This is a genomic window from Maribellus sediminis, assembly GCF_011799805.1.
Taxonomy (GTDB): domain Bacteria; phylum Bacteroidota; class Bacteroidia; order Bacteroidales; family Prolixibacteraceae; genus Draconibacterium; species Draconibacterium sediminis_A.
This window is the reverse complement of record NZ_WXUB01000004.1, coordinates 179305-204347: the sequence shown is the minus strand read 5'-3', so window position 1 is coordinate 204347 and position 25043 is coordinate 179305. Positions and strand designations below refer to the sequence as shown.

The 25043-nt window shown below is 43.5% G+C and carries 19 protein-coding genes; 14 read left to right on the top strand and 5 right to left on the bottom strand.

Features of this window, described 5'->3' with window-relative positions:
- Positions 1-34: 34 nt before the first annotated feature.
- Positions 35-3187: a beta-galactosidase, LacZ type gene (lacZ, locus tag HFD85_RS15855; protein ID WP_167612026.1), complete on the top strand. Its 3153-nt coding sequence runs from the start codon at positions 35-37 to the stop codon at positions 3185-3187.
- A 24-nt stretch (positions 3188-3211) separates the two neighbouring features.
- Complete coding sequence (locus HFD85_RS15850; protein WP_167612023.1) at positions 3212-5521, top strand: glycoside hydrolase family 20 protein; 2310 nt, start codon at positions 3212-3214, stop codon at positions 5519-5521.
- A gap of 106 nt (positions 5522-5627) precedes the next feature.
- Here HFD85_RS15850 and HFD85_RS15845 read toward each other — a convergent pair whose 3' ends face one another.
- The 4 genes from HFD85_RS15845 to HFD85_RS15830 form a co-directional block, all read right to left on the bottom strand.
- Positions 5628-6833, bottom strand: a complete 1206-nt coding sequence (locus tag HFD85_RS15845) for a sodium ion-translocating decarboxylase subunit beta (RefSeq protein WP_167612021.1) — start codon at positions 6831-6833, stop codon at positions 5628-5630.
- Positions 6834-6842: 9 nt separating this feature from the next.
- Positions 6843-8723, bottom strand: coding sequence for a biotin/lipoyl-containing protein (locus tag HFD85_RS15840; protein ID WP_167612019.1), 1881 nt, complete (start codon positions 8721-8723; stop codon positions 6843-6845).
- Between the two features lie 37 nt (positions 8724-8760).
- Positions 8761-9114 (bottom strand): OadG family protein, encoded by a 354-nt coding sequence (locus tag HFD85_RS15835; RefSeq protein ID WP_206081995.1) that lies wholly within the window; start codon positions 9112-9114, stop codon positions 8761-8763.
- A gap of 252 nt (positions 9115-9366) precedes the next feature.
- The gene (locus HFD85_RS15830) at positions 9367-9849 is read right to left on the bottom strand and encodes an Hsp20/alpha crystallin family protein (protein ID WP_240925061.1); all 483 of its coding nucleotides are present in this window, start codon (positions 9847-9849) and stop codon (positions 9367-9369) included.
- A 178-nt stretch (positions 9850-10027) separates the two neighbouring features.
- Here HFD85_RS15830 and HFD85_RS15825 point away from each other — a divergent pair, with 178 nt between their 5' ends.
- On the top strand, positions 10028-11197 hold the full coding sequence (locus HFD85_RS15825; protein ID WP_167612016.1) for a Gfo/Idh/MocA family protein: 1170 nt from the start codon (positions 10028-10030) through the stop codon (positions 11195-11197).
- 25 nt (positions 11198-11222) lie between these two features.
- Here the strand turns inward: HFD85_RS15825 and HFD85_RS15820 are convergent, their stop codons facing one another.
- Positions 11223-14168 (bottom strand): DEAD/DEAH box helicase, encoded by a 2946-nt coding sequence (locus HFD85_RS15820; protein ID WP_167612013.1) that lies wholly within the window; start codon positions 14166-14168, stop codon positions 11223-11225.
- A 149-nt stretch (positions 14169-14317) separates the two neighbouring features.
- Between HFD85_RS15820 and HFD85_RS15815 the strand changes: the two genes are divergently transcribed.
- The 11 genes from HFD85_RS15815 to HFD85_RS15765 all read left to right on the top strand — a co-directional run bounded on the left by HFD85_RS15815 (position 14318) and on the right by HFD85_RS15765 (position 24976).
- Complete coding sequence (locus HFD85_RS15815) at positions 14318-14965, top strand: carbohydrate-binding family 9-like protein (RefSeq protein ID WP_167612010.1); 648 nt, start codon at positions 14318-14320, stop codon at positions 14963-14965.
- 144 nt (positions 14966-15109) lie between these two features.
- On the top strand, positions 15110-15946 hold the full coding sequence (locus HFD85_RS15810) for a phytoene/squalene synthase family protein (protein ID WP_167612007.1): 837 nt from the start codon (positions 15110-15112) through the stop codon (positions 15944-15946).
- The gene (gene idi, locus HFD85_RS15805; RefSeq protein WP_167612005.1) at positions 15943-16461 is read left to right on the top strand and encodes an isopentenyl-diphosphate Delta-isomerase; all 519 of its coding nucleotides are present in this window, start codon (positions 15943-15945) and stop codon (positions 16459-16461) included. Before HFD85_RS15810 ends, idi begins: the two co-directional genes overlap by 4 nt.
- The gene (locus tag HFD85_RS15800) at positions 16458-16937 is read left to right on the top strand and encodes a sterol desaturase family protein (RefSeq protein ID WP_167612002.1); all 480 of its coding nucleotides are present in this window, start codon (positions 16458-16460) and stop codon (positions 16935-16937) included. Before idi ends, HFD85_RS15800 begins: the two co-directional genes overlap by 4 nt.
- Positions 16938-17618: a lycopene cyclase domain-containing protein gene (locus HFD85_RS15795; protein ID WP_167612000.1), complete on the top strand. Its 681-nt coding sequence runs from the start codon at positions 16938-16940 to the stop codon at positions 17616-17618.
- 3 nt (positions 17619-17621) lie between these two features.
- Positions 17622-18293 carry a carotenoid biosynthesis protein gene (locus HFD85_RS15790; RefSeq protein ID WP_167611997.1) on the top strand — a complete coding sequence of 224 codons (672 nt, stop codon included), beginning with the start codon at positions 17622-17624 and terminating at the stop codon, positions 18291-18293.
- A gap of 62 nt (positions 18294-18355) precedes the next feature.
- The gene (locus HFD85_RS15785) at positions 18356-18910 is read left to right on the top strand and encodes a lysophospholipid acyltransferase family protein (protein WP_167611994.1); all 555 of its coding nucleotides are present in this window, start codon (positions 18356-18358) and stop codon (positions 18908-18910) included.
- Between the two features lies 1 nt (position 18911).
- Entirely contained in the window at positions 18912-20000 is a 1089-nt protein-coding gene (locus tag HFD85_RS15780; RefSeq protein ID WP_167611991.1) for a glycosyltransferase family 2 protein, read from the top strand.
- A complete protein-coding gene (locus tag HFD85_RS15775) occupies positions 19979-20716 on the top strand; it encodes a tetratricopeptide repeat protein (protein WP_167611989.1) in 738 nt (245 codons plus the stop codon). The genes HFD85_RS15780 and HFD85_RS15775 overlap by 22 nt, the downstream gene beginning before the upstream one ends.
- Complete coding sequence (locus HFD85_RS15770; protein ID WP_167611986.1) at positions 20709-22187, top strand: phytoene desaturase family protein; 1479 nt, start codon at positions 20709-20711, stop codon at positions 22185-22187. The genes HFD85_RS15775 and HFD85_RS15770 overlap by 8 nt, the downstream gene beginning before the upstream one ends.
- A 38-nt stretch (positions 22188-22225) precedes the next feature.
- The gene (locus tag HFD85_RS15765; protein ID WP_167611983.1) at positions 22226-24976 is read left to right on the top strand and encodes a phosphoenolpyruvate carboxylase; all 2751 of its coding nucleotides are present in this window, start codon (positions 22226-22228) and stop codon (positions 24974-24976) included.
- Positions 24977-25043: the final 67 nt, after the last annotated feature.

The window sequence follows — 25043 nt, the reverse complement described above, 5'->3', positions numbered from 1 at the left end:
AGAAATACGTACTTTTGTAATATTTTTAAAACCTATGAAATACATCATCCAACTAATCGTGCTTGTTTTTTCGCTGAATATTTCTGCGCAGCAAGCCAACTACGACTGGGAAAATCCCGCAGTTTTCGATCTGAACAAAGAAAAACCACATGCCACTTTAATGCCATTCCGAACTATCGACGAGGCATTAACTCAAAAAAATCACCAATCGGTATTTTACCAAACCCTAAGTGGTACCTGGAAATTTAACTGGGTGCGTAAACCTGCCGATCGTCCGGTTGATTTTTACCAGCCTAACTACGACGTTTCAAGCTGGGATGACATTCAGGTCCCTTCGAACTGGGAACTGGAAGGCTATGGTGTTCCGATCTATGTAAACCATCAGTATGAGTTTGCCGATCACAAAGCACCTATTTCCGACGAAATAGAATTCATCGAGGATCTTTATCCGGCCCATCCGGGCCAGGTACCTCACGATTATAATCCTGTAGGTTCGTACCGAAGGACATTTACAGTTCCGGAATCATGGGATGGCCGCCAGGTTTTTATTCAGTTTGGCGCTGTAAAATCGGCTTTCTACCTGTGGATAAACGGGCAAAAAGTAGGCTACAGCCAGGGAAGTAAAACTCCTGCAGAATGGGACATCACCAGGTATTTGAAAGCAGGCGAAAATGTTGTAGCCGCAGAAGTGTATCGCTGGTCGGATGGTTCGTACCTCGAATGCCAGGATTTCTGGCGCATCAGCGGAATAGAGCGCGATGTGTACATCTACTCTACTCCGAAAGTTCGCGTGCGCGACTTCTTTGCCAAAGCCGATCTCGATTCAGACTATAAAAACGGCCTGCTCAGCCTTGATGTTGATCTGAAAAACCAGGTATCAAAATTGCGTTCGGGCAATTACACGGTGCAATACCAGATTTTTGATACAAAAGGCGGTTTAATTGCTGAAGATGAGCAGGAGGCCAAAATCAATAATAAAGAAAATCTCCAACTCAATTTTTCAAAAGAAATAGAAAATCCGTTAAAATGGACCGCTGAAACACCAAACCTGTATTCACTGGTAATCAGTTTGAAAAATACGGATGGCGAAACAACCGAGGTTGTCAGCGCAAAAATCGGTTTCCGCAAAATCGAGATCATCGATGCCATTTTCTACATCAACGGTGTACCGGTAGCGATTAAAGGTGTTAACCGCCACGAACACGACCAATACACCGGCCATGTGATCAGCGAAGAAGCCATGATCAAAGAGATCGCATTAATGAAGCAATTCAACATTAACGCGGTGCGCACCAGCCACTACCCTAACGACGAGCGCTTTTACGACCTTTGCGACGAATACGGCCTCTATGTAACCAACGAAGCAAACATCGAATCGCACGGGATGTATTATGGTGAACATTCACTGGCGAAAAAACCGGAATGGACAGCCGCACACGTGGATCGGAATATGCGCATGGTTGAACGCGACAAAAACCACCCTTGTGTTATCGTTTGGTCGATGGGTAACGAAGCCGGCGATGGCGTTGTATTCAGCGAAGTTTACAAAGCGATAAAGGAACGTGATCCTTCGCGCCCAATTCATTACGAGCGTGCGATTATGGGTGAAAACACCGACATTTATTGTCCGCAATATCCAGGTGTTCAGTCGCTATTGAATTACAAAAAGGAAAAGAAACCGAAACCGTTTATCTCCAGCGAATATTCGCACGCCATGGGAAACAGCAACGGAAACCTGGCCGATCTTTGGGATGTTTTCAACGAAGACCGAAACGACCAGCTGCAAGGTGGATACATCTGGGACTGGATCGACCAGGCCCTGGTAAAAAAAGCTGACGACGGAACTGAGTTTTGGGCTTATGGTGGCGATTATGGCGAAAACATGCCAAGCGACAATAACTTTGTGTGCAATGGTATTATCTCGGCCGATTACACACCTCACCCTGCCATGTGGGAAGTAAAATATGCTTACCAGTATGTGTTGTTCAGCAAAACAGATGAAGGTTTTAAAGTGACCAACTACCACGATTTCATCGACCTGAGCGATTACGAAATCTCATGGACGATTTCTGATAACGGCGTTAAAAAGTTCGGTGGCACATTCGAAAACATCAACCTGAAACCAGGCGAAAGCAAGGTACTCGTGTTCCCTGTTCCACAAATGGCATTATTGCCGGGCATTGAACGTTTTGTTGATTTCTCGGTGAAACTGAAAAAGGCTAAACCTTTTCGTCCTGCCGGTTTTGAGGTGGCACACGAGCAATTCAAATTAGAAGGTAATTACAAAGCTCCTTTTTCAGAAGGTAATCACATCGAATTAAAAACGAAAGAAGTAGAGAACAACATCGTAATTGAAGGCGAAAACTTCGAGTTGACGTTTGACAAAACCAGCGGAAGAATTTCTTCGTACGTGATCAACGGTGTTGAACTGATAAAAAGCGGGCCACAGGTTAATTTCTGGCGTCCGGCAAACGACAACGACAAAGGCAGCAGAATGTTGGACCGTCTGGGAATCTGGCGCGAAGTTTCACGCGAAGTGAAGCCGGCTGGAATTTCGTCAGAGCTGATTTCGGGTAAGGAAGTTCTCATCACTGTCAACTATTCGTTCGACCAGGTGGATGCAAAACAGGAAGTAACTTATACCGTTTCAAACGACGGAAAAATCAAAGTAAATTCTTCGATAAAAATCAACGGAGAAAAAGTGCCTGACCTGCCACGTTTTGGCATGCGTTGGGAAATGCCGGTGAATTTCGACAATCTGGAATATTACGGCCGCGGACCACAGGAAAATTACATCGACAGAAACCGCAGTGCGTTTGTTGGAATCTACGACAGTAAAGTTGCCGACCAGTATTTTAAATACGTTCGCCCGCAAGAGAATGGCAATAAAAGCGATGTTCGCTGGTTTGAATTAAGAAACGAAAATGGTTTTGGGTTGCGTGTAACCGGAGATGCTCCAATAGGCTTCTCTGCGCTGCACAACCCAATCGAGGATTTCGATATGGAAGACATGCAGGATTATCGTCATACCAACGACATAGTAAAACGCGACGGTGTGTTTATTACCACCGACCTGAAACAAATGGGTGTTGCCGGCGATAACTCATGGGGTGCCCGTCCGTATAAAGAATATTCGCTTTCGGCACAGGACTATGAATTTGGATTTACGATTGAACCCATATTTTAAAGTTTTTGAGAGAAATTATTAGCAATGAGAAAACAGATTTTATTATTGGCGCTACTGCTGGTTAATGCAGCAGTATTCGCACAAACCATTGATGTAATTCCAAAGCCGGTTAGCTTTGAAAAGCACGATGGCAACTTTACCTTGAATAGCTCCACCCGGTTACTTTTCGATCAAAATAATGAAGACGAAAAAGTGCTGGCGGAAATGGCTGTTCAGCTAATTGCTGATGCAAGCGGGCTGAACCTGAAAGTTCAGAGTCCGAACAGCAATACATTGGAAGGAAACATTACGCTACAATTGAACCAGCCGTATAACGAACAAATCGGAACTGAAGGTTATCAACTGGAGATAAGAAACGACCGCGTGTTTTTGAATGCCAACACCACGGCAGGTTTATATTACGGGGTGCAAACCATTTGGCAGATGTTTACTGCTGCCGACGGGAAAACACTTTCCGGTGGCGATATTACCGATTCTCCGCGTTTTAGCTGGCGTGGAATGCACCTCGATGTGTCGAGGCACTTTCTGCCCGTTGAATTCATTTACAAGTACATCGACTACATTGCACTTCACAAAATGAATGTTTTCCACTGGCATTTGGTTGATGATCAGGGTTGGAGGATCGAAATAAAAAAATATCCGAAACTTACTCAAGTTGGCGCCTGGCGTGCCGATCGTGAAGACCTCGACTGGCAAGCAAGAAAAGAACCTGTTAAGGAAAGTGAATCAAAATACGGTGGTTTTTACACCCAGGAAGAAATACAATCGGTAGTTGCTTACGCACAAAAAAAGCATGTTACCGTAATTCCTGAAATTGAAATGCCGGCCCACGTTATGTCAGCTTTGGCGGCTTATCCTGAATATTCATGCACCGGAGAATACATTCCTGTTCCTCCCGGCGGTATCTGGCCTATCACGCACATTTACTGCGCCGGCAAAGAAGAAACTTTCAACTTTCTGGAAGATGTATTAAGTGAAGTTATGGACCTTTTCCCTTCGCGTTACATCCACATTGGTGGCGACGAAGCCACGAAAACAGAATGGGAAAAATGTGAACTTTGCCAGCAGCGTATGAAAGACGAACACCTGGCCGATGAACACGAGCTGCAGGCTTATTTCATTAAACGAATTGAGAAATTTCTGAACAACTACGGACGTCAGTTAATTGGCTGGGACGAAATTCTGGAAGGTGGTTTGAACCCGTCGGCAACCATTATGTCGTGGCGCGGTTCGGCTCCCGGAACAAAAGCAGCAAAATTGGGTCACGATGTTGTTATGTCGCCGGCCTCGCACTGCTATTTCGACTATTATCAAGGCGATCGTTCTTTGGAGCCTCAGGCTTTCAGCGGACATATCACCTTGAAGAAAGTTTATGGTTTTGAACCTGTTCCTGAAGAATTAAGCGCCGAAGAAGCTAAACATATTTTGGGTGGACAAGCCAATCTCTGGACCGAATACGTTCCAACCGGAGAACATGCCGAATACATGGTAATGCCGCGTATGACTGCACTTGCTGAAGTATTGTGGTCGACAAAAGAATCGCGCGACTGGGGCGATTTCTCAAAACGCCTGGAAAGTCAGTACAAACGTTTTGATAAACTGGGTATAAATTATGCCACCAGTGCTTTCCAGGTTTCTGCTGATCCGGAGTTGAATATCGACAAGAAAATCATTAAGGTTAAATTGTCTACAGAAGCCTGGCAACCTGAGATACGATACACCACAGACGGTAGCGAACCTGGCATAAATTCAACAAAATATACAGGACCTTTCGAAATAACCAGTACCAGTACAGTAAAAGCCGTGGTTGTTAAAAACGGGAAACCAATGTCGAAAGCTTTGGCTACCCCCTTCTTCATCCACAAAGCCATTGCCTGCCCTGTAAGCCTGAAATATCCAAACAGCAAATATTACAATGCAGGCGGAGATCTGGCCCTTGTTGACGGGATAAAAGGCAGCATAAATCACAGCGATGGAAACTGGAAAGGTTTCAACGGCGACGACATGGTAGCAACAGTTGATTTGGGCGAAACAAAATCATTCTCGACGGTAAATGTAGGTACCCTGCAAAATTATGGAGCCTGGATTTTCTACCCTGGTGAAATGATCGTGGAAACTTCGAATGACGGTCAGAATTTTAAACAATTAGGCCGGGTTAAAAACAAAGTGAGCCCAAGCAATTCGAAAACTCAAATACAAGATCTCGAAGTTAAAAAGAAAACTTCGGCACGCTACGTTCGTGTGACCTTGAAAAACCTGGGAACCTGCCCAAAAGGACATGCCGGCGAAGGAAAAGCGGCCTGGTTATTTGCCGACGAAATTACAATTGAATAGTTATTGAATAGTAAACAGCAATCGGTAGTTATCAACTACTGAGAATAGAAAATGGGATGACCTTGCGGTTATCCCATTTCTCATTTATATAACTAAAAATTCAGTGTTACAGCAGAAATGAAATCAACACACCTGCCGCCACTGCGGAACCAATTACTCCGGAAATATTGCTCGCCATGCAATATTGCAGAATGTGATTCTTTTTATCGTATTTCAATGCCAGTTCGTTGGCCACACGCGATGCCATTGGCACAGCACTCAAACCTGTAGCTCCAACCAGTGGATTGATTTTCTTTTTCGAGAATGCATTAAAGATCTTAACAGCCAGAATTCCTCCGGCAATTGATATCGCAAAAGCAACAAAACCTCCAACCACAATTCCGATGGTCTTTTTCGTTAAAAACACTTCCGAAGTCATGGTCGCACCTACAGTGAGTCCCAAAAAGATGGTCGCCGTATTCATGATCGGTCCCTGCGCAGCATCGGCAAGTCGACTGGTAGAAGAACCAATTTCCTTGATCAGGTTACCAAACAAGAGCATTCCGAGTAGCGGAACCGATGAAGGAACCATCACTGCTGATAAAGTTCCCAATGCAATCGGGAAAATGATCTTCGCTGCTTTAAGGTTTTTGATCTCGTATTTTGGCGGATACAATTTATCCATCTCCTTCATATTGATCGCAAATTCCTTTTTCGTGATCAGCAAACGTGCTACCAGCGGAATAATCACCGGCACCAGCGCCATGTACGAATAGGCTGCAATTGCAATTGGTCCGAGCAGGTGTGGGGCCAGTTTTATGGTTGTGTAAATCGCAGTCGGGCCATCGGCACCACCAATAATTCCGAGCGAAGCCGCTTCCTTGGGTGTAAAACCTACTGCTATTGCTCCGGCCAGAATGGTAAAAATACCGATCTGGGCAGCGGCGCCAAAAAACGCCAGTTTCAGGTTTCGCAACATCGGGCCAAAGTCGGTAAGAACACCAACTCCCATAAAAATTATCGGAGGTAAAAGCCCGGTTTTTATCAACGAATAATACAGGTAATTCATGATACCGTATTCATGCGCGATCTCAAACAGGTTCATGTAGCGATGCCCTTCCAGTTCAATCAGTTTGGCATCTACAACTCCCATTTGTCCACCGGGAAAATTGGCCAGCAACACGCCGAAAGCGATCGGTACCAGCAGCAAAGGCTCGTAGCCTTTTTTAATTCCGAGGTAAAGTAAGACAAAACCTATGGCCCACATGATCAGCGTTTGCCAGGTAATGGCGCTTAAAGCTGTCATGTTAAACAGTTCTCTTAATATGTCCATAGGATTATTTTAAGCCAGTTGTACCAAAACATCATCTTCTTCCACACTGTCGCCGTTCGCCTTTGCTATTCCAACAACTTTTCCGTCTTTTTCGGCTACAACGGCGTTGTATGTTTTCATCGATTCGATGTAACAAACCACGTCACCTTCCTTCACGGTATCGCCTACTTTAATCGGAGTTTCCGTGTTATCTTTTGTCAGCATGAATTTTCCTTCGAGTGGCGACAATACTTCAACCGTTGCATTTCCGCTGGCTGCCACAGGAGTTGCCTCCTCTTTCGGTTTGCCGTTACCATTTGCGGATGGAGCATTAACAATGTCGCCATAACTAACGCCTACTTTGAATTTCTCACCGTTCACATCAATGATCATCGATTTTGGTTCAAACGATCCGGCTGGAACTTCCACTTTCGCAGGTTTTGGTGCTTTGGCAGCTTTCTTGGCTGCAAGGTCAGCTTCGAAATCAGCTTTTGCCTTACCCGATTTGTACGCACGGTACTGTTCCGGGTGCATTGCCAACTCCATCAATTCCTCGTCATCCTGACCGAAATCCCAGTTATTCTCTTTCATTTCCTGTTTGAAAATATCGAGGCTGTCAGGATAAAGATCCTGCGGAACACCGGTATAAAATTCTTTACCATTCGACTTGGCCAGTTCAATAATTTCAGGAGCCAGTTCTCCGGGTAATTTACCCGATTTTCCAATGATCATGTCCCAAATATTATCAGCGATCATACTCCAGCGTTCGCGGCCCTTAATCAACTGAAGAACATTCATCAAGGCAAGGTTTTTAACATACTGACTAAAAGGTGTAACCAGTGGCGGATAACCAAGTTTTGGCCAGATATATTCTACTTCTTCAAAAAGTTTGATCAACAGTTCATCCTGTGTTAAAGTAAGCTTATTGCGTTTTGTCAGCCACTTATTAAGGCTTTCGAGATTAGAACCAAGGTCGGCCATTAAACTGCCCATCATTCCGCCGGGTAATCCCGAACCGATCAACAGCGAGTTCATCTGTCGGTTTTTTGGGTTGATGTAGTAACCCAGAAAATCATCGATAAATTCCTGTGTCAACGAGCGTACTTCCATGTAAGCTTTCATATTGATGTCTTTCACGGCAAATCCGGCATCTTTCAACATTCCCTGAACCGCCAGAACATCAGCATGACCGGTTCCCCACGAAAGAGGTTCCATGGCCACGTCAACATAATCAACACCGGCACGGGCAGCTTCCAAAATACTGGCCATTGAAAAACCAGGTCCTGAGTGACCATGATACTGAACAACAGTTTCAGGATGTGCAGTCTTGATATTCTTTATGATTTTTCCAATGAATGCAGGACGACCAATACCGGCCATGTCCTTAACACAAATTTCATCGGCCCCCATTTCAATGAGTTGTTCGGCCAGATTGGTATAATATTCTACCGTGTGCACCTCCGAAATGGTAAGACTCAAGGATGCCTGCGAAATCATTCCGCCTTCTTTGGCAAACCTGATCGAATTTTCAAGGTTTCTCGGATCGTTCAGTCCGCAGAACGAACGGGCAATATCAGTACCCTGTAATTTTTTTACTTTAAACATGAGCTTGCGTACATCGGCGGGCACCGGGCTCATACGAATAGCATTCAACGCGCGCTCGAGCATGTGGGTTTGAATTCCTACATCGTTAAACGGTTGTGTCCAGCGTCGGTTGGCGATATTTGGATTTTCGCCAAAAAGAAGGTTGATTTGCTCAAAACCACCACCATTGGTTTCGACCCTGTCGAAACACCCCATATCAATAATTGCCGGTGCTACTTTTTCCAATTGCTCAACCCGGGGAACATATTTCCCCGACGATTGCCACATGTCGCGGTACAGCAAACTAAATTTAATCTCTCTCTTCATTTCAGTCAATTTTTATAGTTTTTATTGGGTTTTTAGTCTATTCACTTAGTTTTTCAATAAAGGTCACCTTTCCTTTACCACGGGTTACAGTTTCAACTGCCGATACAATAGCAGCAAGTTTGGCCGGTTCAATTTCCGCTGAACTTTGTTTAGAAGTTGTAGCAACCTGTATAGCAGGAGCTAGCATATTGGTAATTCGAATGATGATTTTCCCAAGAATCACGACCATGATGAGAATAAAAAAAACGGTCCCCATTCCGGTTAGGATTAGTTTTAAAACTTCAGACATTTTGTTGGTTTTTAAAATGAAAGGCACAAATTTATTTTTATCTGCGAATTGCGTCGTTTTAACAATATTAAATTGTAAGTTTTTTGGCGCTTTTTCTTTCAATTTATCAACTGAGGTGATTTTTCAGCAAAATTCGAACAGTCGTAAAACGCTGTCAATTATGCAGTAATGTACATAAGTAACTTTCGTAAAATCCAAATTCTGTTCTTCAACATATTCTTAAGATACTTAACATACGGGAGTTACAGAATATAAAGAGGTATTTTATAATGAAATAAAATCAGCTAATTTTTGTGAATTGAGTTTTGAGGGAATAAAAAACAAAAGGAGTGAAAAATTCACTCCTTTTTTACCTTATGAAATTTTAATTTCTTTAGCAGGTTTCGGTTTTACTTCTTCGCGTTTTGGTAAAGTGACGTGAAGAATACCGTTGTCGTACTTTGCCGAAATTTTATCGGCATTTACAATACTTTCGGGAACTGTGAACGAACGTTGGAAGGACTTATAGCTGAATTCGCGGCGTGTGACCACATCGCCATCTTTTTCTTCTTTCTCATTTTTCTTTTCCGAAGTGATGGTCAGTCTTCCATTTTCGTAATTCAGTTTAAAATCTCCCTTGGTCATCCCCGGAGCAGCTACATCAATTTTATATTCATCTTTATTTTCGGCAACGTTAACAGCCGGCAAAGTTGAATTTGTCCCTGCATAATTCCAGGTGTTCCAATCCATCATGTTTCCTTCAAAAAATTTGTCGAACAACGAAGGAAATGATGAATAATCATTGTTAAATAATCTTGGTAGTGTCATGATTAAATCCTCCATTTTTTTGTTAGACATCTTATTCAATTTCACACTAATACAAAAGCAAACAATATACCACCTAAACAACTGTGCAAGAATGACATAAACACGATACCCCAGACTGTTTATTTGACATTTTTTGTGAAATATTGTCACCATGAATAAAAATAATGTATGTTTACTAGTCCTTTAAAGCAACCTAACAAACTTGACAATGAACTACAACAGACGTAACTTTTTCAGACAATCATTGGCATCGGCTGCAGGAATTTCAGCCGCTTCATTTTTACCTTCTGATCTTTTCGCAAATGACCTAAATGGGTCGAATACACCCAAAGAGATAATTTTAAAACCGGAAAAACGCACACCACCTAAAAATTCCATCCGCTTTTCGGTAATTGGAATTAACCATGGTCATATTTATGGAATGGTGAATGCACTTTTGGGAGGTGGCGGTGAACTGGTTGCTGTTTATTCGCGCGAAAAAGAATTGCTCCCAAATTTCACACGGCTTTATCCGGATGCAAAAATTACACAAAGCGAAGAGGAGATCCTCAAGGACACTACTATTCAACTGATTGCAAGCGCCGGAATTCCTTCTGAAAGGGCACCTTTGGGGGTTCGTGCCATGAAAGCCGGGAAAGATTATATGACCGACAAACCGGGGATAACTACTATCGAGCAGTTCAGGGAGGTTAAAAAAGTTCAAAAGGAAACCAATCGAATTTTCTCTATTACCTACAGCGAACGTTTGACCAACCGGGCATCGGTAAAGGCCGGCGATCTTGTTCAGGCAGGAGCAATCGGCAAGGTAGTTCAAACCGTTGGATTGGGTCCTCACCGAATGCGGCCGCAAACACGCCCCGACTGGTTTTTTGATCCCGAAAAAGCAGGTGGAATTTTAACGGATATTGGCTCGCATCAGTGCGATCAGTTTTTATTTTACACCAATTCGAAAGAAGCCGAAGTAAACTTTTCGCAAATTGGCAACTTTAATACCAGCGATTATCCCAACTACCAGGACTTTGGCGATATGAGCGTTCGAAGTCCGCACGCCACGGGATACATTCGTATCGACTGGTTTACGCCCGAGGGTTTGCCGACCTGGGGCGACGGAAGAGTGTTCATCCTGGGAACTGAGGGATACATCGAAATGCGAAAGTACGTGGATATTGCAGGCCGTGAAGGTGGAGATCATCTCTTCCTGGTCAATAAAAAGGAAGTACAGTACATGAATTGCAAAAATGTGTATTTGCCTTATGGCGAGCAGCTGGTAAACGATGTGGTTAACCGCACCGAAACAGCAATGTCGCAGGCACATTGCTTTCTGGCAACAGAATTGGCGTTAAAGGCTCAAAAAATGGCCAATAAACTGAATGTGTAAAAACGAAAATGTAATTCACGTTTTTCTAGCGGAATAACTCCACAATTTCTTCCTGCGAAATCTGCTGGAACGGATCGTTTGAATTGATAAACTTATCAGCCAGTGAACTTTTGCGCTCCTTCAGTTTTTGAATTTTTTCCTCGATGGAGTTTTCAGTGATAAAACGGTACACAAACACATGTTTGTCCTGCCCAATGCGGTGTGCGCGGTTTACTGCCTGGTTTTCAGCCGCCGGGTTCCACCAGGGATCGAGGATAAAAACATAATCAGCCTCGGTAAGGTTAAGTCCTACCCCGCCGGCTTTTAACGAGATAAGAAATATACGGTTGTTCTCATCTTCCTGAAACTGACTGATCACCTGCTCGCGATTCGTAGTTTTCCCGGTCAGCTTCGAGTAGTTCCACTTTTCCTTTTTAATTCCCTCTTCAATGAGTTCGAGATGCGTAACAAACGACGAAAAAATCAATACCTTGTGTTTTTCCGCCACCAGGTTGTGCAACATTCGAAACACCTCGTCGTACTTTCCCGGGCCTTCTTCGGCATCCTTCTCAAACAACGACGGATGATTGGCCAGTTGCCGCAAACGCGTCAGTCCCTGCAAAACCACGAACTGCGATTTATTCACGCCGTCCTTTTCAATGGCCGAAAGAATGGTATTTCTGATCACCGATTTCTCTTTATCGTACAGGTGTTGCTGTTCGCCAACCATGGGGCAAATACGTACTTCTTCCATCAAAGGCGGAAGATCGCGGGCTACTTCACCTTTTGTCCTGCGCAGCACAAACGGGCGGATCATCAGCTGCAGTTTATCCTGTTGTTCTTCGTTCGCGTGCTTTTCGATGGGAGTGATAAAAGCACGTTTAAAAAAGGCCAGGCTCCCCAACAATCCGGGATTCAGAAAATTCATTTGCGACCACAAATCCGATAGTGAATTCTCAATCGGTGTTCCTGTTATCACCAACTTGTGGCGAGCTTTCATCCGCATCAGCGCTTTGTAGGTTTTCGACCCTGAATTTTTAATCGACTGGCTTTCATCCAGGATCAGGTAGAAAAACTCTTTTCCGGCTAACAATTCCAGGTCGTTTCGCACGGTGCCGTAAGTGGTAATGATCACGTCGTAATACCCCAGTATCTTATAAATATCCTCTACCTTTTTCCGCTGAGTTCCGAAATATATAAACGTTTTTAGCGAAGGCGTAAACTTTTCGATCTCGTTGTGCCAGTTGTGCACCAGCGAAGTGGGAACTACGATCAGACTGGCAGGTTGAACGGCTTCGTCCTCAGCTGCATCGATCTTCGAAAACATATCGAGCTGTCCACCCTTTCCAACCGGATCGGGTACGATTATTCCCTGCTTTTTTCTTTTCAGTTTGAGCAGCAATGTGAGCGTCTGCAAGGTCTTTCCCAACCCCATATCATCGGCCAAACAGGCACCCATTCCGTTTTTATACAGACCGTACATCCATTGAAATCCATCTTTCTGATAGGCGCGCAATCTGGCCTTTAAATTCGACGGAACCACGATTTCATCCTGTTCGGCATTCACCAGCTCCAGGTATTTCAGCCGTACTTCTTTATCAACTTCCTGGATGGCATCCTGCACCAGGGTAAAATGGTGTTTCTCGAAACGAATGTTTTTACCGTGGTCCTTCCCAAATGGTAGCAGCCCCCGATAGCGGGCAAACCACTCATCGGGCAGCACGGCAATTTCGCCATTGGGTAACTCAAATTCGCGAATGTCGTTAAGGATGTACTTTTTCAGTTTGATAAAAGGAATCAGAAACTCGCCAAAACGAACCACCGCATACACATCAAACCAATCGCCTTTGGTTTGAGTCTTAATTTCGAGTTGCCGGCTCCCCGTAAAATATATCTTGTCGGTGTTTTCCTGTTTTATGCGAATATCTCTTTTCTCCAGCTCGGTGCGGTGTTGACTAAGCCAATCCAATAGAAAATACAGGGCGTTTTGCGTTTCCAGAACTTCCATCCCGTTTATTGCAAAAACGCCATTGTCTTCCTTCAATCCAATTTTCTGCAAATCACCGAGCACCGACTGTTCCCATCCTAAATCGCGCTTTGTCTTCGAAAACTCAAAGGTTTTTCCAAGCTTTCTCATACTTACGGCCGTCTGCTTTTGGGCATTCGGCAGAAAGCTTTCCTGTCCGTAATAAAAACGAAGGACAAGTATCGGTTGCGACTGAAGGTTGCTTTCAAGGGTAAGTTCAGCAAATTTAGCTGCAGCTTCCTCCCTGATCTGAAAACCACTGGCTTTTACATCAAAATCGCGAATGGTTTTCAATACAAAACCCGAATAATATTTATCCTCGATGGTGTTGGGTACCGAAACAAAATCCTTCTCGAAAAACGGCAGCAGCTTTTTGGCATTCAGTTTTTCAAAAGCCAGCAACTGTCTACGGTACAACAACAAACACGGATCGTTGGTGACAATGGTGCAGGTTTGGTTTGAAATCAACAATTCCTTGCCTTCCAAGTACAATTTCAGTTGGTAACGCGTTTGCAATTCCGTACGTTCAAAATGAAATTCGGGTCGTGCAAATATTGGAGGTACGGTTATTTCGTCCTCGTCGTACAAATTCGCGTATTTGCTTTCTTTAAGCAGCAGGCGAACAGGGCTCAGCATCAGTATCGAAACCACTTCCATCATGGCACTTTCGATGAACGGGATCACCTGCCGTTCGTACACTCCGGTATCGATGGAAGCATAAAAGTTGGATACACTTCCTGCACGCGAAAAACGTTTTAAGAGGCGCTCGTCGCTGTATTTTTCGATGATTTTGACCAGCTCCTGCTCGTAAGGTTTCCATTGGTAATCGCCTGTATCGAAATCATGTGGTTTCACCAGGCGAACTACCGAATAAAATTTCTCACGTCGCCTGATCAGAAAAGGCTGAAAAACCTTTCCCAAAAAACGATGATCAGTCAGCGCTATTATAAATTCAAGTTCCTCCATGCATCTGTTTCAGAAAGCCGTTTCATTTTTTTGACCTTCATCTAAAAAATGAAAAACCAAAAGAACCTCAAATATAAAAAGCCTTCGCGAAAATCGGCGAATCTGCTGCGAGGTTTATTATATTTGTTTCTAAACGTAAAAAACAATTAATGCAGAAACTAATAATACCTAAAATAGCAAGCGACAAAACTATTCAGCTTGAAAAAGCCGCTAACCTGCTTGAAGAAAATGGCCAACTCGAAAAAATAGAAACAATAAACTGGCCTGACTACCCTTATAAACCAGATTTAAAGTTCAGAATAGCCCATAGCGATGACGAGATATGGTTGAAATTTTATGTTCGCGAAAAATACATCAGGGGATTGGAAACCCGCACGAACGGCGATGTGTACAAAGACAGCACGGTTGAATTTTTCATCGCCTTGAATGATGACAACTACTATAATTTTGAATTCAGTTGCATTGGCACCATCCATATCGGTTATGGCCCGGGGCGCGGCAACCGCCTGCCCGTAGATCCGGAAACGGCCGAAAAAATCGAGATAAAATCGAGTTTGGGAAATCAGCCTTTTGAAGAAAAACAAGGCGATTTCAGCTGGGAAATGATGGTACGAATCCCAATTACCTGTTTTGCTTTTGATAATCTAAACACCTTGGACGGTCTCCGGGCAAAAGCCAACTTTTACAAGTGTGGCGACGAAACTACGGAACCACATTTTGTAAGCTGGAACCCGATAAAAACGGAAACACCCGATTATCACCGTCCGGAGTTTTTTGCTGACATAAAGTTTGAATAGCAATAATTAATGTTTATCTTTTTAGTTGTTTTATTGAACAAAAAACTATTTAAATGGTTAGAATGATGAATTTAAGTTAGATAAGGTATTCAGGCCTTCTTAACAAATTACCGGAATAGTATTCACTTGTAATGAAGACCGAAAATGGAGCTGTTTGACATTACTTCCTTTAAAATTTCGCATGTGGTAACTTCGAGTTACAGCACCTCTTTTTCTCTGGCAACCAGAATGATGAAGAAAGAAATGCGTGATGCTATTTATGCCATCTATGGCTTCGTTCGCCTGGCTGACGAAATTGTGGATACTTTTCATCAATACGATAAGGAATTATTACTCGATAAGCTGGAGGCCGACCTCGAAAATGCACTGCAAAACCAAATCAGTTTAAATCCGATTTTGCACTCCTTTCAAATGGTTGTTCACAAATACCAAATTCCATACGAATACATTGAAGCTTTTTTAGCAAGTATGCGCAGCGATTTGCACAAGAAAGTCTACACAGATAAAAAGGAGACCGACGGTTATATTTACGGGTCAGCCGATGTGGTTGGATTGATGTGTTTAAAAGTTTTTACCCGTGGCGACAATGAAATGTTCGATCGCCTAAGGGAACCGGCCATGCGCCTGGGTTCTGCCTTTCAGAAAGTAAATTTCTTGCGCGACATAAAATGCGACTCGGAAGAATTGGGAAGAAGCTATTTTCACCAGCTCCAAAACGAAGAATTTACCGAGGAGATGAAGCTGCTCATTATTTCCGAAATCGAAAGTGATTTTGCCTCTGCCTATCAAGGAATAAAACAATTGCCAAGTGATGCCAGAATAGCTGTATTACTTGCGTACCTTTATTATCAAAAATTACTTTTAAAATTGAAGGTAACACCATCCAGAAAAATCAAAGAACAAAGGATTAGTGTTCCAAATTCAGTAAAGATGTCGTTAATGGTAAAGGCTGTAGTACTTGGAAAATTCAATATTTTATGATAACAGAACAAGTCATACTGGTTGATGAAAATGACCTGGAAACGGGTGTCATGGAAAAAATGGAAGCTCACCGAAATGCGATTTTACACCGGGCGGTTTCTGTTTTCATTGTGAACCACAAAGGAGAATGGCTTTTGCAACAACGCGCTTTTAGCAAATACCACTCTAACGGATTATGGACGAACACATGCTGTAGTCATCCACGACCCGGCGAAAGTAGCCTGGAAACAGCCAGGAGACGCCTCAAAGAAGAAATGGGAATGACCGCCGAACTATCCGAGATGTTTCATTTCATTTATAAAGAAGCGCTCGACAACGAACTTACCGAGTACGAACTCGATCACGTGTTTATCGGATTCAGTGACGAACAGCCTGAAATAAACACAGATGAAGTAGTAAGCTGGAAATATGTAACTTACGATGAGCTTAAAAAGGACATTATCAAGCACCCTGAATATTACACCGTTTGGTTCCTTAAGATTGTAAATAGAGTACATCAACATTTAAATAAATGATTGTAAATATCATACTGGTTATCGTGTCTTTTGCCTTCATGGAATTTGTTGCATGGTCAAATCACAAATTCGTCATGCATGGTTTTTTGTGGAAATGGCATGCCGATCATCATGTAAACGATCACAAGAAAAATGCATCGCAAACCGAACTGTACAATCCGGGATTTGAAAAGAATGATTACTTTTTCCTGGTTTACGCGATTCCTGCCATCGTTCTTTTAGTGCTCGGGTTGTATTCTTCAATTTCGGAGCTAATAGCTGTCGGAATTGGGATTTCACTGTATGGGTTGACTTACTTCACCATTCATGATGTAATGATCCACCAGCGGCTGAAAATACCTTTTCTCACCCATCCGAAAAGCAAATACCTGCAAGCCGTTATCAAGGCTCACCTGGCACATCACCGTGGCAAAAATGTGAAGGATTTCAATAACTATGGTTTGCTTATTTTTCAACCTCGATTTTTAAAGAAATAAATGTCGCTATATTTCCTGCTTTTACTGATTACCGGAATTGTTCCCTTGTCACTGAGTTTCGATAAGCGGCTTCAGTTTTATAAATCGTGGAAATATGTCTGGCCATCCATCTTTGCCGTAGCTGCACTTTACATTGCCGTGGATGTGTATTTTACTAAAATGAATTATTGGGGATTTAATCCTGACTACCTGTCGGGCGTTTACCTTTTTCATTTACCAATCGAAGAAGTGCTGTTTTTTATCGTTGTTCCTTACGCCAGCATCTTTCTGCACGAATCAATTCTTGAATATTTCCCGCAGGTAAAATTAAGTCGCAAATTCAATAACACACTCACCACGCTTTTAATTGCGATGAGTTTAGTATTACTTCTCCTGAATACCGAAAGAAGTTACACCTTCTATATCTTCACCAAACTGGCCGTCGTTTTGAGTATTGCGTTGTGGATCCGTTCGCGCGCTTTAAGGTCTTTTTACCTCACTTTTTTAGTCATTCTTATCCCATTTCTTATCGTAAATGGTATTCTCACAGGCTCATTTATAAATGGAGAAGTAGTTTGGTATAACAATGATCATAACCTTGGATTTCGTATTTTTACTATACCGGTTGAAGATTTTGCGTATGCGTTTAGCATGATTTTGTTTAATCTTCTGCTTATTGAAAAACTAAAAAAACTCTACTGACCCTTGCAACAGCAATTCGAAAAAATAGCGGCTTACCTCAACCTCCATTTTAACAAAGTGGCGCTCTTTTTTGTGGTGTTTTATGGGGTTGGTATTCTTGGTTTGTCGCTACCTGCAACTTACCCCATTTTTACAAAGCTAACTCCGCTTGCACTTTTGCTGAGCACCGTTGCAATGGCCTTTTTTCATCACTCTTATTCCGAAAAAGCACTGGCTGTTTTTGGCGTCATCTACCTGATCGGTTTTGGCGTTGAAGTGATCGGGGTAAATACCAAATTGATTTTTGGACCTTATACTTATGGAAGTGGACTTGGACCTAAACTATTGGATACGCCGCTTATTATCGGGGTGAACTGGTTATTGCTGGTTTACGCAGCCAATTCAGTATTTGAACGATTTGTGGCCAATCGATTCTTAGTAATTGTACTGGCCGGTTTAGTTCTGGTAGTTTACGATCTTATCCTCGAACAGGCCGCGCCTCTTATCGAGATGTGGAGCTGGCAAAACAATGAGGTTCCCGCACAGAATTATATCGCCTGGTTCGTGCTTGCAATCCTGCTTTCGGGAATACTCCGGTTTTCGGGAATACCTGTTAAAAACCGACTGGCACCCGTAATTTTAAGCTGCCAGACCCTGTTCTTTATTGTATTACTTTTTATACTGAACAGGCCGTGATCATTAAAGCAAAACATAATGCCATTATTGACCCGTTTTTTCGGTGGTACGTCATCCGGAAAATGAAAAGATCTTTCCACAAGCTTGTAATCAGTTCTAATGTTGAAGACCGGGGCAAACCGATTTTGCTGATATGCAACCACACCAGTTGGTGGGACGGAATCTGGGCACTGCACCTCAACCAACAAAAATTTCGGCGTAAATTTCATTTTATGATGCTTGAGGAACAGCTCAAAAAGAACTGGTTTTTCAAATACACTGGTGGTTTCTCGGTTCGGAAATCCGACCGCTCAGTGGTGGAATCGCTGAATTATGCTGCCGAATTACTTGAGAACAAAAACAACCTGGTGCTTATGTTCCCGCAAGGGAAAATACAAAGCATGCACCGCAGAGCGTTTATTTTCGAGAAAGGGATTGAGCGCATTCTCAAACGAACAAAGAACGAAGTCGAGCTCGTGTTTGAAGTAAACCTGGTTGATTACTTTTCACAGGCAAAACCAAGTGTTTATTTGAACGCCATCAGCTACAGCGGCGAATATTCGCTAACTGCGGTGCAGGAAGCCTACAATGCCTTTTACCGCGAGTGTATTCAACAACAAGAAAAAAAGGAAGTGTAATATGTCGATCGTTGCCTGGTTTGTATTCGGATTTGCAGTAATGCAACTGCTGGTGGCACTGGCCAACCTGCTATTTCGCCAGCCTCTGCCACAGCCCGATGCCGATTTTCAGCCTTTGGTTTCGATCCTGATCCCGGCACGAAACGAGGAACAAAATATAACTCGCTTATTAAAAGATATACAGACGCAGTCGTACAAAAATATCGAAGTGCTGGTCTATAACGACCAATCGGAAGACCAGACCGCAGCGATTGTTCAAAAATTTGTAGCTGAAGACAAACGAATAAAGTTGATCAACGCTGAAGGACTTCCTGACGGCTGGCTGGGGAAAAATCATGCCTGCCACAGGCTGGCAGAGAAAGCAAAGGGAGAATATTACCTTTTTCTGGATGCCGATGTCAGGATCAGTGGAGAGATCATTCACCAAACGGTAAGTATGGTCCGCAAACACAGGCTTGGATTACTGACAATTTTCCCGCGACAGCTAATGAAAACATGGGGAGAATGGCTGGTAGTTCCTTCCATGAATTTCATTCTGTTGTCGTTATTACCGCTCATTTTAGTGCGTCTCTCAGGGTTTGCGTCGCTTTCGGCTGCGAATGGTCAGTTCATGCTTTTCGATGCCCAAACCTACAAACAACAACAGCCGCACGAGAAGCACCGTTTAATTCGGGTTGAAGACATAAGTATTGCCCGGTCGTTCAAAAAAGCTGACATAAGAATCGCCTGCCTGACAGGTACGAACGAGATTCGTTGCAGAATGTACAGCGGCTTCGATAATGCAGTACAGGGCCTATCGAGAAGTGTGATCATGTTTTTTGGCAACTCCACTATTATTACCCTTCTGTTTTGGGCGGTCAGCACCCTCGGATTCCTGTTCGTTTGGTTCCTACTTCCACTCGATATTTTCGTAATTTATGTGCTGATTTTGCTCTTCACACGGGTATTCATTTCAGTTGCCAGCCGACAAAACATTTTTAAAAACCTCGTGTTGGGATTCTTTCAGCAGTGGGTGTTGGGCTATGTGATTTTCATAGCAATACGTTCGCAAATGCAAAGTAAATTTGAATGGAAAGGAAGACAAGTATAATAGTATTGGTTTTAGTGGTATTTCCGCTGCTACTAACAGCAACTGAAAAAACACGGATCTACCTGGCTTACATTCACAACCGGATGCAGGATTGGAAAGCTGTTATTGATGAAATGGAAAGTCACAAAACCAGAGATAATGAACGGCTTGCCGAACTGGTGAACTACCAGTACGGATACATTGGCTATTGTTTGGGCATTGAAAAAGACCAGGAGGCGCGCAATTACCTCGAAAAGGCAGAACAAAACCTGGAAACTCTGGAGGACGAAGGATACGAACCATCGGAGATCCATGCTTACAAATCGGCTTTTTACGGTTTTAAAATTGGCTTATCACCAATAAAAGCTCCGATACTTGGTCCCAAAAGTGTAAAGCAGGCTGAACTGGCAATCGAAGCCGATCCGACCAATCCAATGGGCTACGTTCAGCAAGGCAATGCGCAATTTTACATGCCGCCGGTTTTTGGCGGATCGAAAACCGAGGCCATCGAAAAATTTGGGAAAGCGATGCAATTGATGACTCAAAATGGTAGATCGGTGGAAAACGACTGGAACTATCTGAGTTTACTGGTGTTGATTGCGCAGTCGTACCAAGAATTGGGAAAATGGGAAGAAGCAGAAAGTTATTATATGCAGGCCCTGGCCGCAGAACCCGATTTTAAATGGGTGAAGGACGAATTGTTGCCGGGATTAATCAAGAAAAAAAACGATGAATAAAAAAGTATTGGTTGTAGGTGCAGGACTTGGCGGGTTGGCCACAGCCCTTCGTTTGGCAAAAAAAGGTTATTCGGTTGAAATGATCGAGAAGAACGAGCAGGCCGGTGGACGGCTGAACCAAATCAAAAAAGACGGTTTTACCTTCGATACCGGGCCAAGCTTCTTCAGTATGTCGTATGAGTTTGAAGAATTTGCCAGGGATTGCAACATCAAGCTTCCGTTTGATTATTTTGAACTGAATCCATTGTATTCGGTAAATTTTAAAGACAATCCAAAAACGTTTCACCTGCATAAGGATGCCCAAATGCTGGCCGAACAGTTTGCTGAGATCGAACCTGATTTTTTGGAAAAATTTGAGAAATACCAGAAAAAAGCGGGTGCACTTTTCAACGATACGGTCGACCTGGTGATCAAGCAGAATTTTAACTCGCTGCTGCATTACATCATCACACTGATGCGGGTAAATCCCGTGCACCTGCCCGTGCTATTTAAAAGTTTCTATCAACATGTTAATAGTTACTTTTCGTCGAAAGAAGCCGTGCAGATCATTTCGCTGGTGGCCTTTTTTCTGGGCCGGACACCTTTCGATACCATGGCCATTTACAGCCTGCTTTCGTACACCGAATTCAAACACGACGGTTACTACAACGTAAAAGGCGGCATGTACAAAATTGTGGAAGGTCTGGTTAAAGAACTTGAGCTCGAAAACATTAAAATACATTACAACACCGAAATTACGGGCTTTGAAGAAGAAAACGGTAAACTCACTGCCCTGATTGATCAGAACGGCAAAAAATGGCAATCAGACAGCTACCTCATCAATTCGGATGCGGCCTGGTTCCGTGGTAATATTTTTAAACGCAAAGCTTATTCTGAAAAGAAACTGGACAAGATGAGCTGGACCATGGGCTACCTTACTTTTTACGTAGGTATAAAACGTAAATTGCCGATGGTCGATCATCACAATTACTACCTGGGTGGCAATTACGAAGCCTATGCCAACAACATCATGCAAAATCCCGATACACTCGAAAAACCCTATTATTACGTAAATGTGCTGTCGAAAAACAACACGGAATGCGCCCCTGAAGGTTGCGAAAGTTTGTTCTTTGTTTGCCCGGTGCCTAATCTTTATCACAAGCCCGACTGGAGCGACAAAGCAGAAATTGTAAACAGCATTATCAGCGATTTTTCGGAAAGAATCGGGGTGGACATTAAAAGGGATATCGTTACACAAACCATTTATACACCGATTGAATGGCGCGACCGTTTTAACCTGCACCGTGGAAGCGGACTTGGACTTTCGCACAATATGAACCAGATTGGACACATGCGACCACGAAACGTCGATGAAAAATACAAGAACGTATTTTATGTGGGAGCTTCCACAGCTCCCGGCGCAGGATTGCCAATGGCCATTATCAGTTCGAAACTGGCATTTGAACGAATTGATAAACACTTCCGTATTTAGGTTGTTAGTGTTGTGGGAAAACCCTTTAATTAAAACAGATGAATCAACTCGAAATAATAAAACAAGAACTCGGAAAACCTTACCACGACCTGGAATTTTTAATGCACTGTTTCAGGGAAGTACTCGAAGAAAACGGAGAAACAGCACTGGCGCAAACCATGCCGTGGATCTGCGAAGATTGCAGTTTTGAATCGATCCGTTTCACCCGAAAACATTTCCATTTGTTCTCCATTTCGTTTCAGTTGCTCAACCTGGTTGAAACCAACGGGGCCGTTCAAAACAGAAGAAAAACCGAGGAAGAAAAATCGCTGGCTTCCATTAACGGTCTGTGGGCGAACAGCCTTAAGATTTTAAAAGAAAATAACATCCCGGAAGAACAGATCCTAGATATTCTTTCCGAAATAGAAGTACAACCGGTGTTGACAGCCCACCCTACCGAGGCCAAACGTCCGGTAGTGCTGAAAAAATACCGCGAATTATACCTACTGCTGGTAAAACGCGAAAATTCGATGTACAATTCCTACGAACTGGAAGAAAACCGCGAAGAGATCAAACGTCTGATCAATGCGATCTGGAACATCGATGAATTTTACATGGAAAAACCCAACGTGGAAACGGAGCTGGAAAATGTGATCCACTATTTTACCAATGTTTTTCCCGAGATCGTGACCATCAACAACCGCAGGCTCGTGCAGGCGTGGCAACATGCCGGATTCGATGCAAAAAAACTGGTGGAATCGAACAGTTATCCGCAGTTGCGTTTTGGTACCTGGATTGGTGGCGACCGCGACGGGCACCCTTTTGTGACAGCCGATGTTACCCGCCACACCCTGCATAAACTAAGATTGAATGCTTTTCTCATCATAAAGAATGAACTGAGTATCCTGGCCGAAGACATGAGTTTTTATTTCAGGATCAACCAACTTCCGGCTGTAATCTCCGAACGTTTAAAAGAACTGATCGCCGAAAATGCCGACGAACTTAAACCGTTGGTAGCCGGTAACCGTCGCGAGGCTTTCAAGCTTTTTGTTTTATTGCTGATTTCGAAATTACCTGTAAAAATCGGGCGCGAACAGTCTTTCGAACTGCTGGACACACCGGAAAGTTACAGTAATTCACGACAACTGCTTCGCGATCTTGACATCCTGAAAGAAGGGCTTACGGAGCTTGGAAAAGATTCACTGGTATACAATTCACTATTTCATACCGTACAAATTGTAAAAACCTTTGGCTTCCACCTGGCCGAACTCGACGTGCGTCAAAACAGTGCCTACTACGAAAAAGCACTGAACCAGATACTTCAGGAATCGAACACATTCGGAAGCAACTTCGAAGAAAAAAGGTCGCAGATCATCCGGCAGGAACTGGGGTCTAACCGGCCATTTATCAGAAGCTGGAGCGACCTGCCAACTGAAGCTCAAAGTGTGCTCGATTGTTTTGCGGTGCTTCAGAATCATTACAAAAAATATTCAGGTTATGCACTCGGTTCGCTCATCATCAGCATGACCCGGAATGTGGATGATCTGCTTACGGTTTATGTACTTGCCCGAGAAGCCGGACTTACCGAGTTTGAAGACCGTCTGATACTCAAACTGCCCGTTGTTCCCTTATTCGAAACCATCGATGATCTGATTGCCAGTCCGAAGATCATGGAGGAATATTTTTCGTATCCCGAAGTTCAGCAAAGCCTGGAATTCCAGCGCCGGCAAAAAGGAAGAAAGCGAAAGATACAGGAAGTGATGATCGGTTACAGCGACAGCAACAAAGACGGCGGAATTCTGGCAAGTACCTGGTACCTGTATAAAGCGCAGAAAGAGCTGACCGAGGTTGCCAATAAGTTCGATATCGATCTAAAGTTTTTCCACGGCAAAGGAGGTTCGATCAGCCGCGGGGCGGGACCTATTCACTGGTTCCTGCGCAGTCTGCCAAACGGAACACTTTCAGGAAAAATAAAAATGACCGAACAGGGCGAGACGATCGAAAAGAAATATGCGAACAAAATAAATGCTGCCTACAACCTCGAACTGATGCTTTCGGGAAGTACGCTGAATACGTTGTTGCACCGGCAGCATCCTGAAGGCAATACCAAAGCCGCCGAGATTGTGGAATTCATGGGTGCCGAAAGCAAGAAATTTTATGTGAAACTGCTTCGCAACCAACATTTCCTCGAATTCTTCCGTCAGGCAACACCGATCGATGTGATCGAACAAAGCAAGATCGGCTCACGCCCTTCGCGACGCACGGGTCAGCAAACCTTTGAAGATCTGCGCGCTATTCCGTGGGTATTCAGCTGGGGACAGTCGCGTTTTCACATTACCAGCTGGTACGGAGTGGGTTCAACACTGGAGAAGCTCAAAAACGAGCATCCCGATAAATACCTGGCCCTAAAAGAACTGCTTCGTGAAAGTCATTTCGTACGTTACGTTCTTACCAATATCGATACCAGCCTTGCCAGTACCGACGAGGAAATCATGACCTTGTACGCTTCGCTGGTAAAAAACGAAGAAGTTAGAAATTCCATTTTGCCAAAGATTCTGAGCGAGTTGCACAAAAGCCGCGAATACATGCAGGAGCTGCTGGGACGTCCGTTACAGATACGAAGAAAAAACCACTTCTACTCCACTGCTTTACGTGCCGAAGCACTTGATGTGCTGCACAAAAACCAGGTAGGGAACCTAAGTTTGTGGCGCAACACCGATTTTGAATCGGAGGCTGAAAAAGAAAGGACTTTGAACGAATTGCTGATTTCGGTTAACGCCATTTCAAATGCTATGGGAACAACCGGTTGATGCATTTCTCAACTGATTTTTATTGACTGACAAACATTCCGTTTGACAGACACATTGAAGGCCTTGA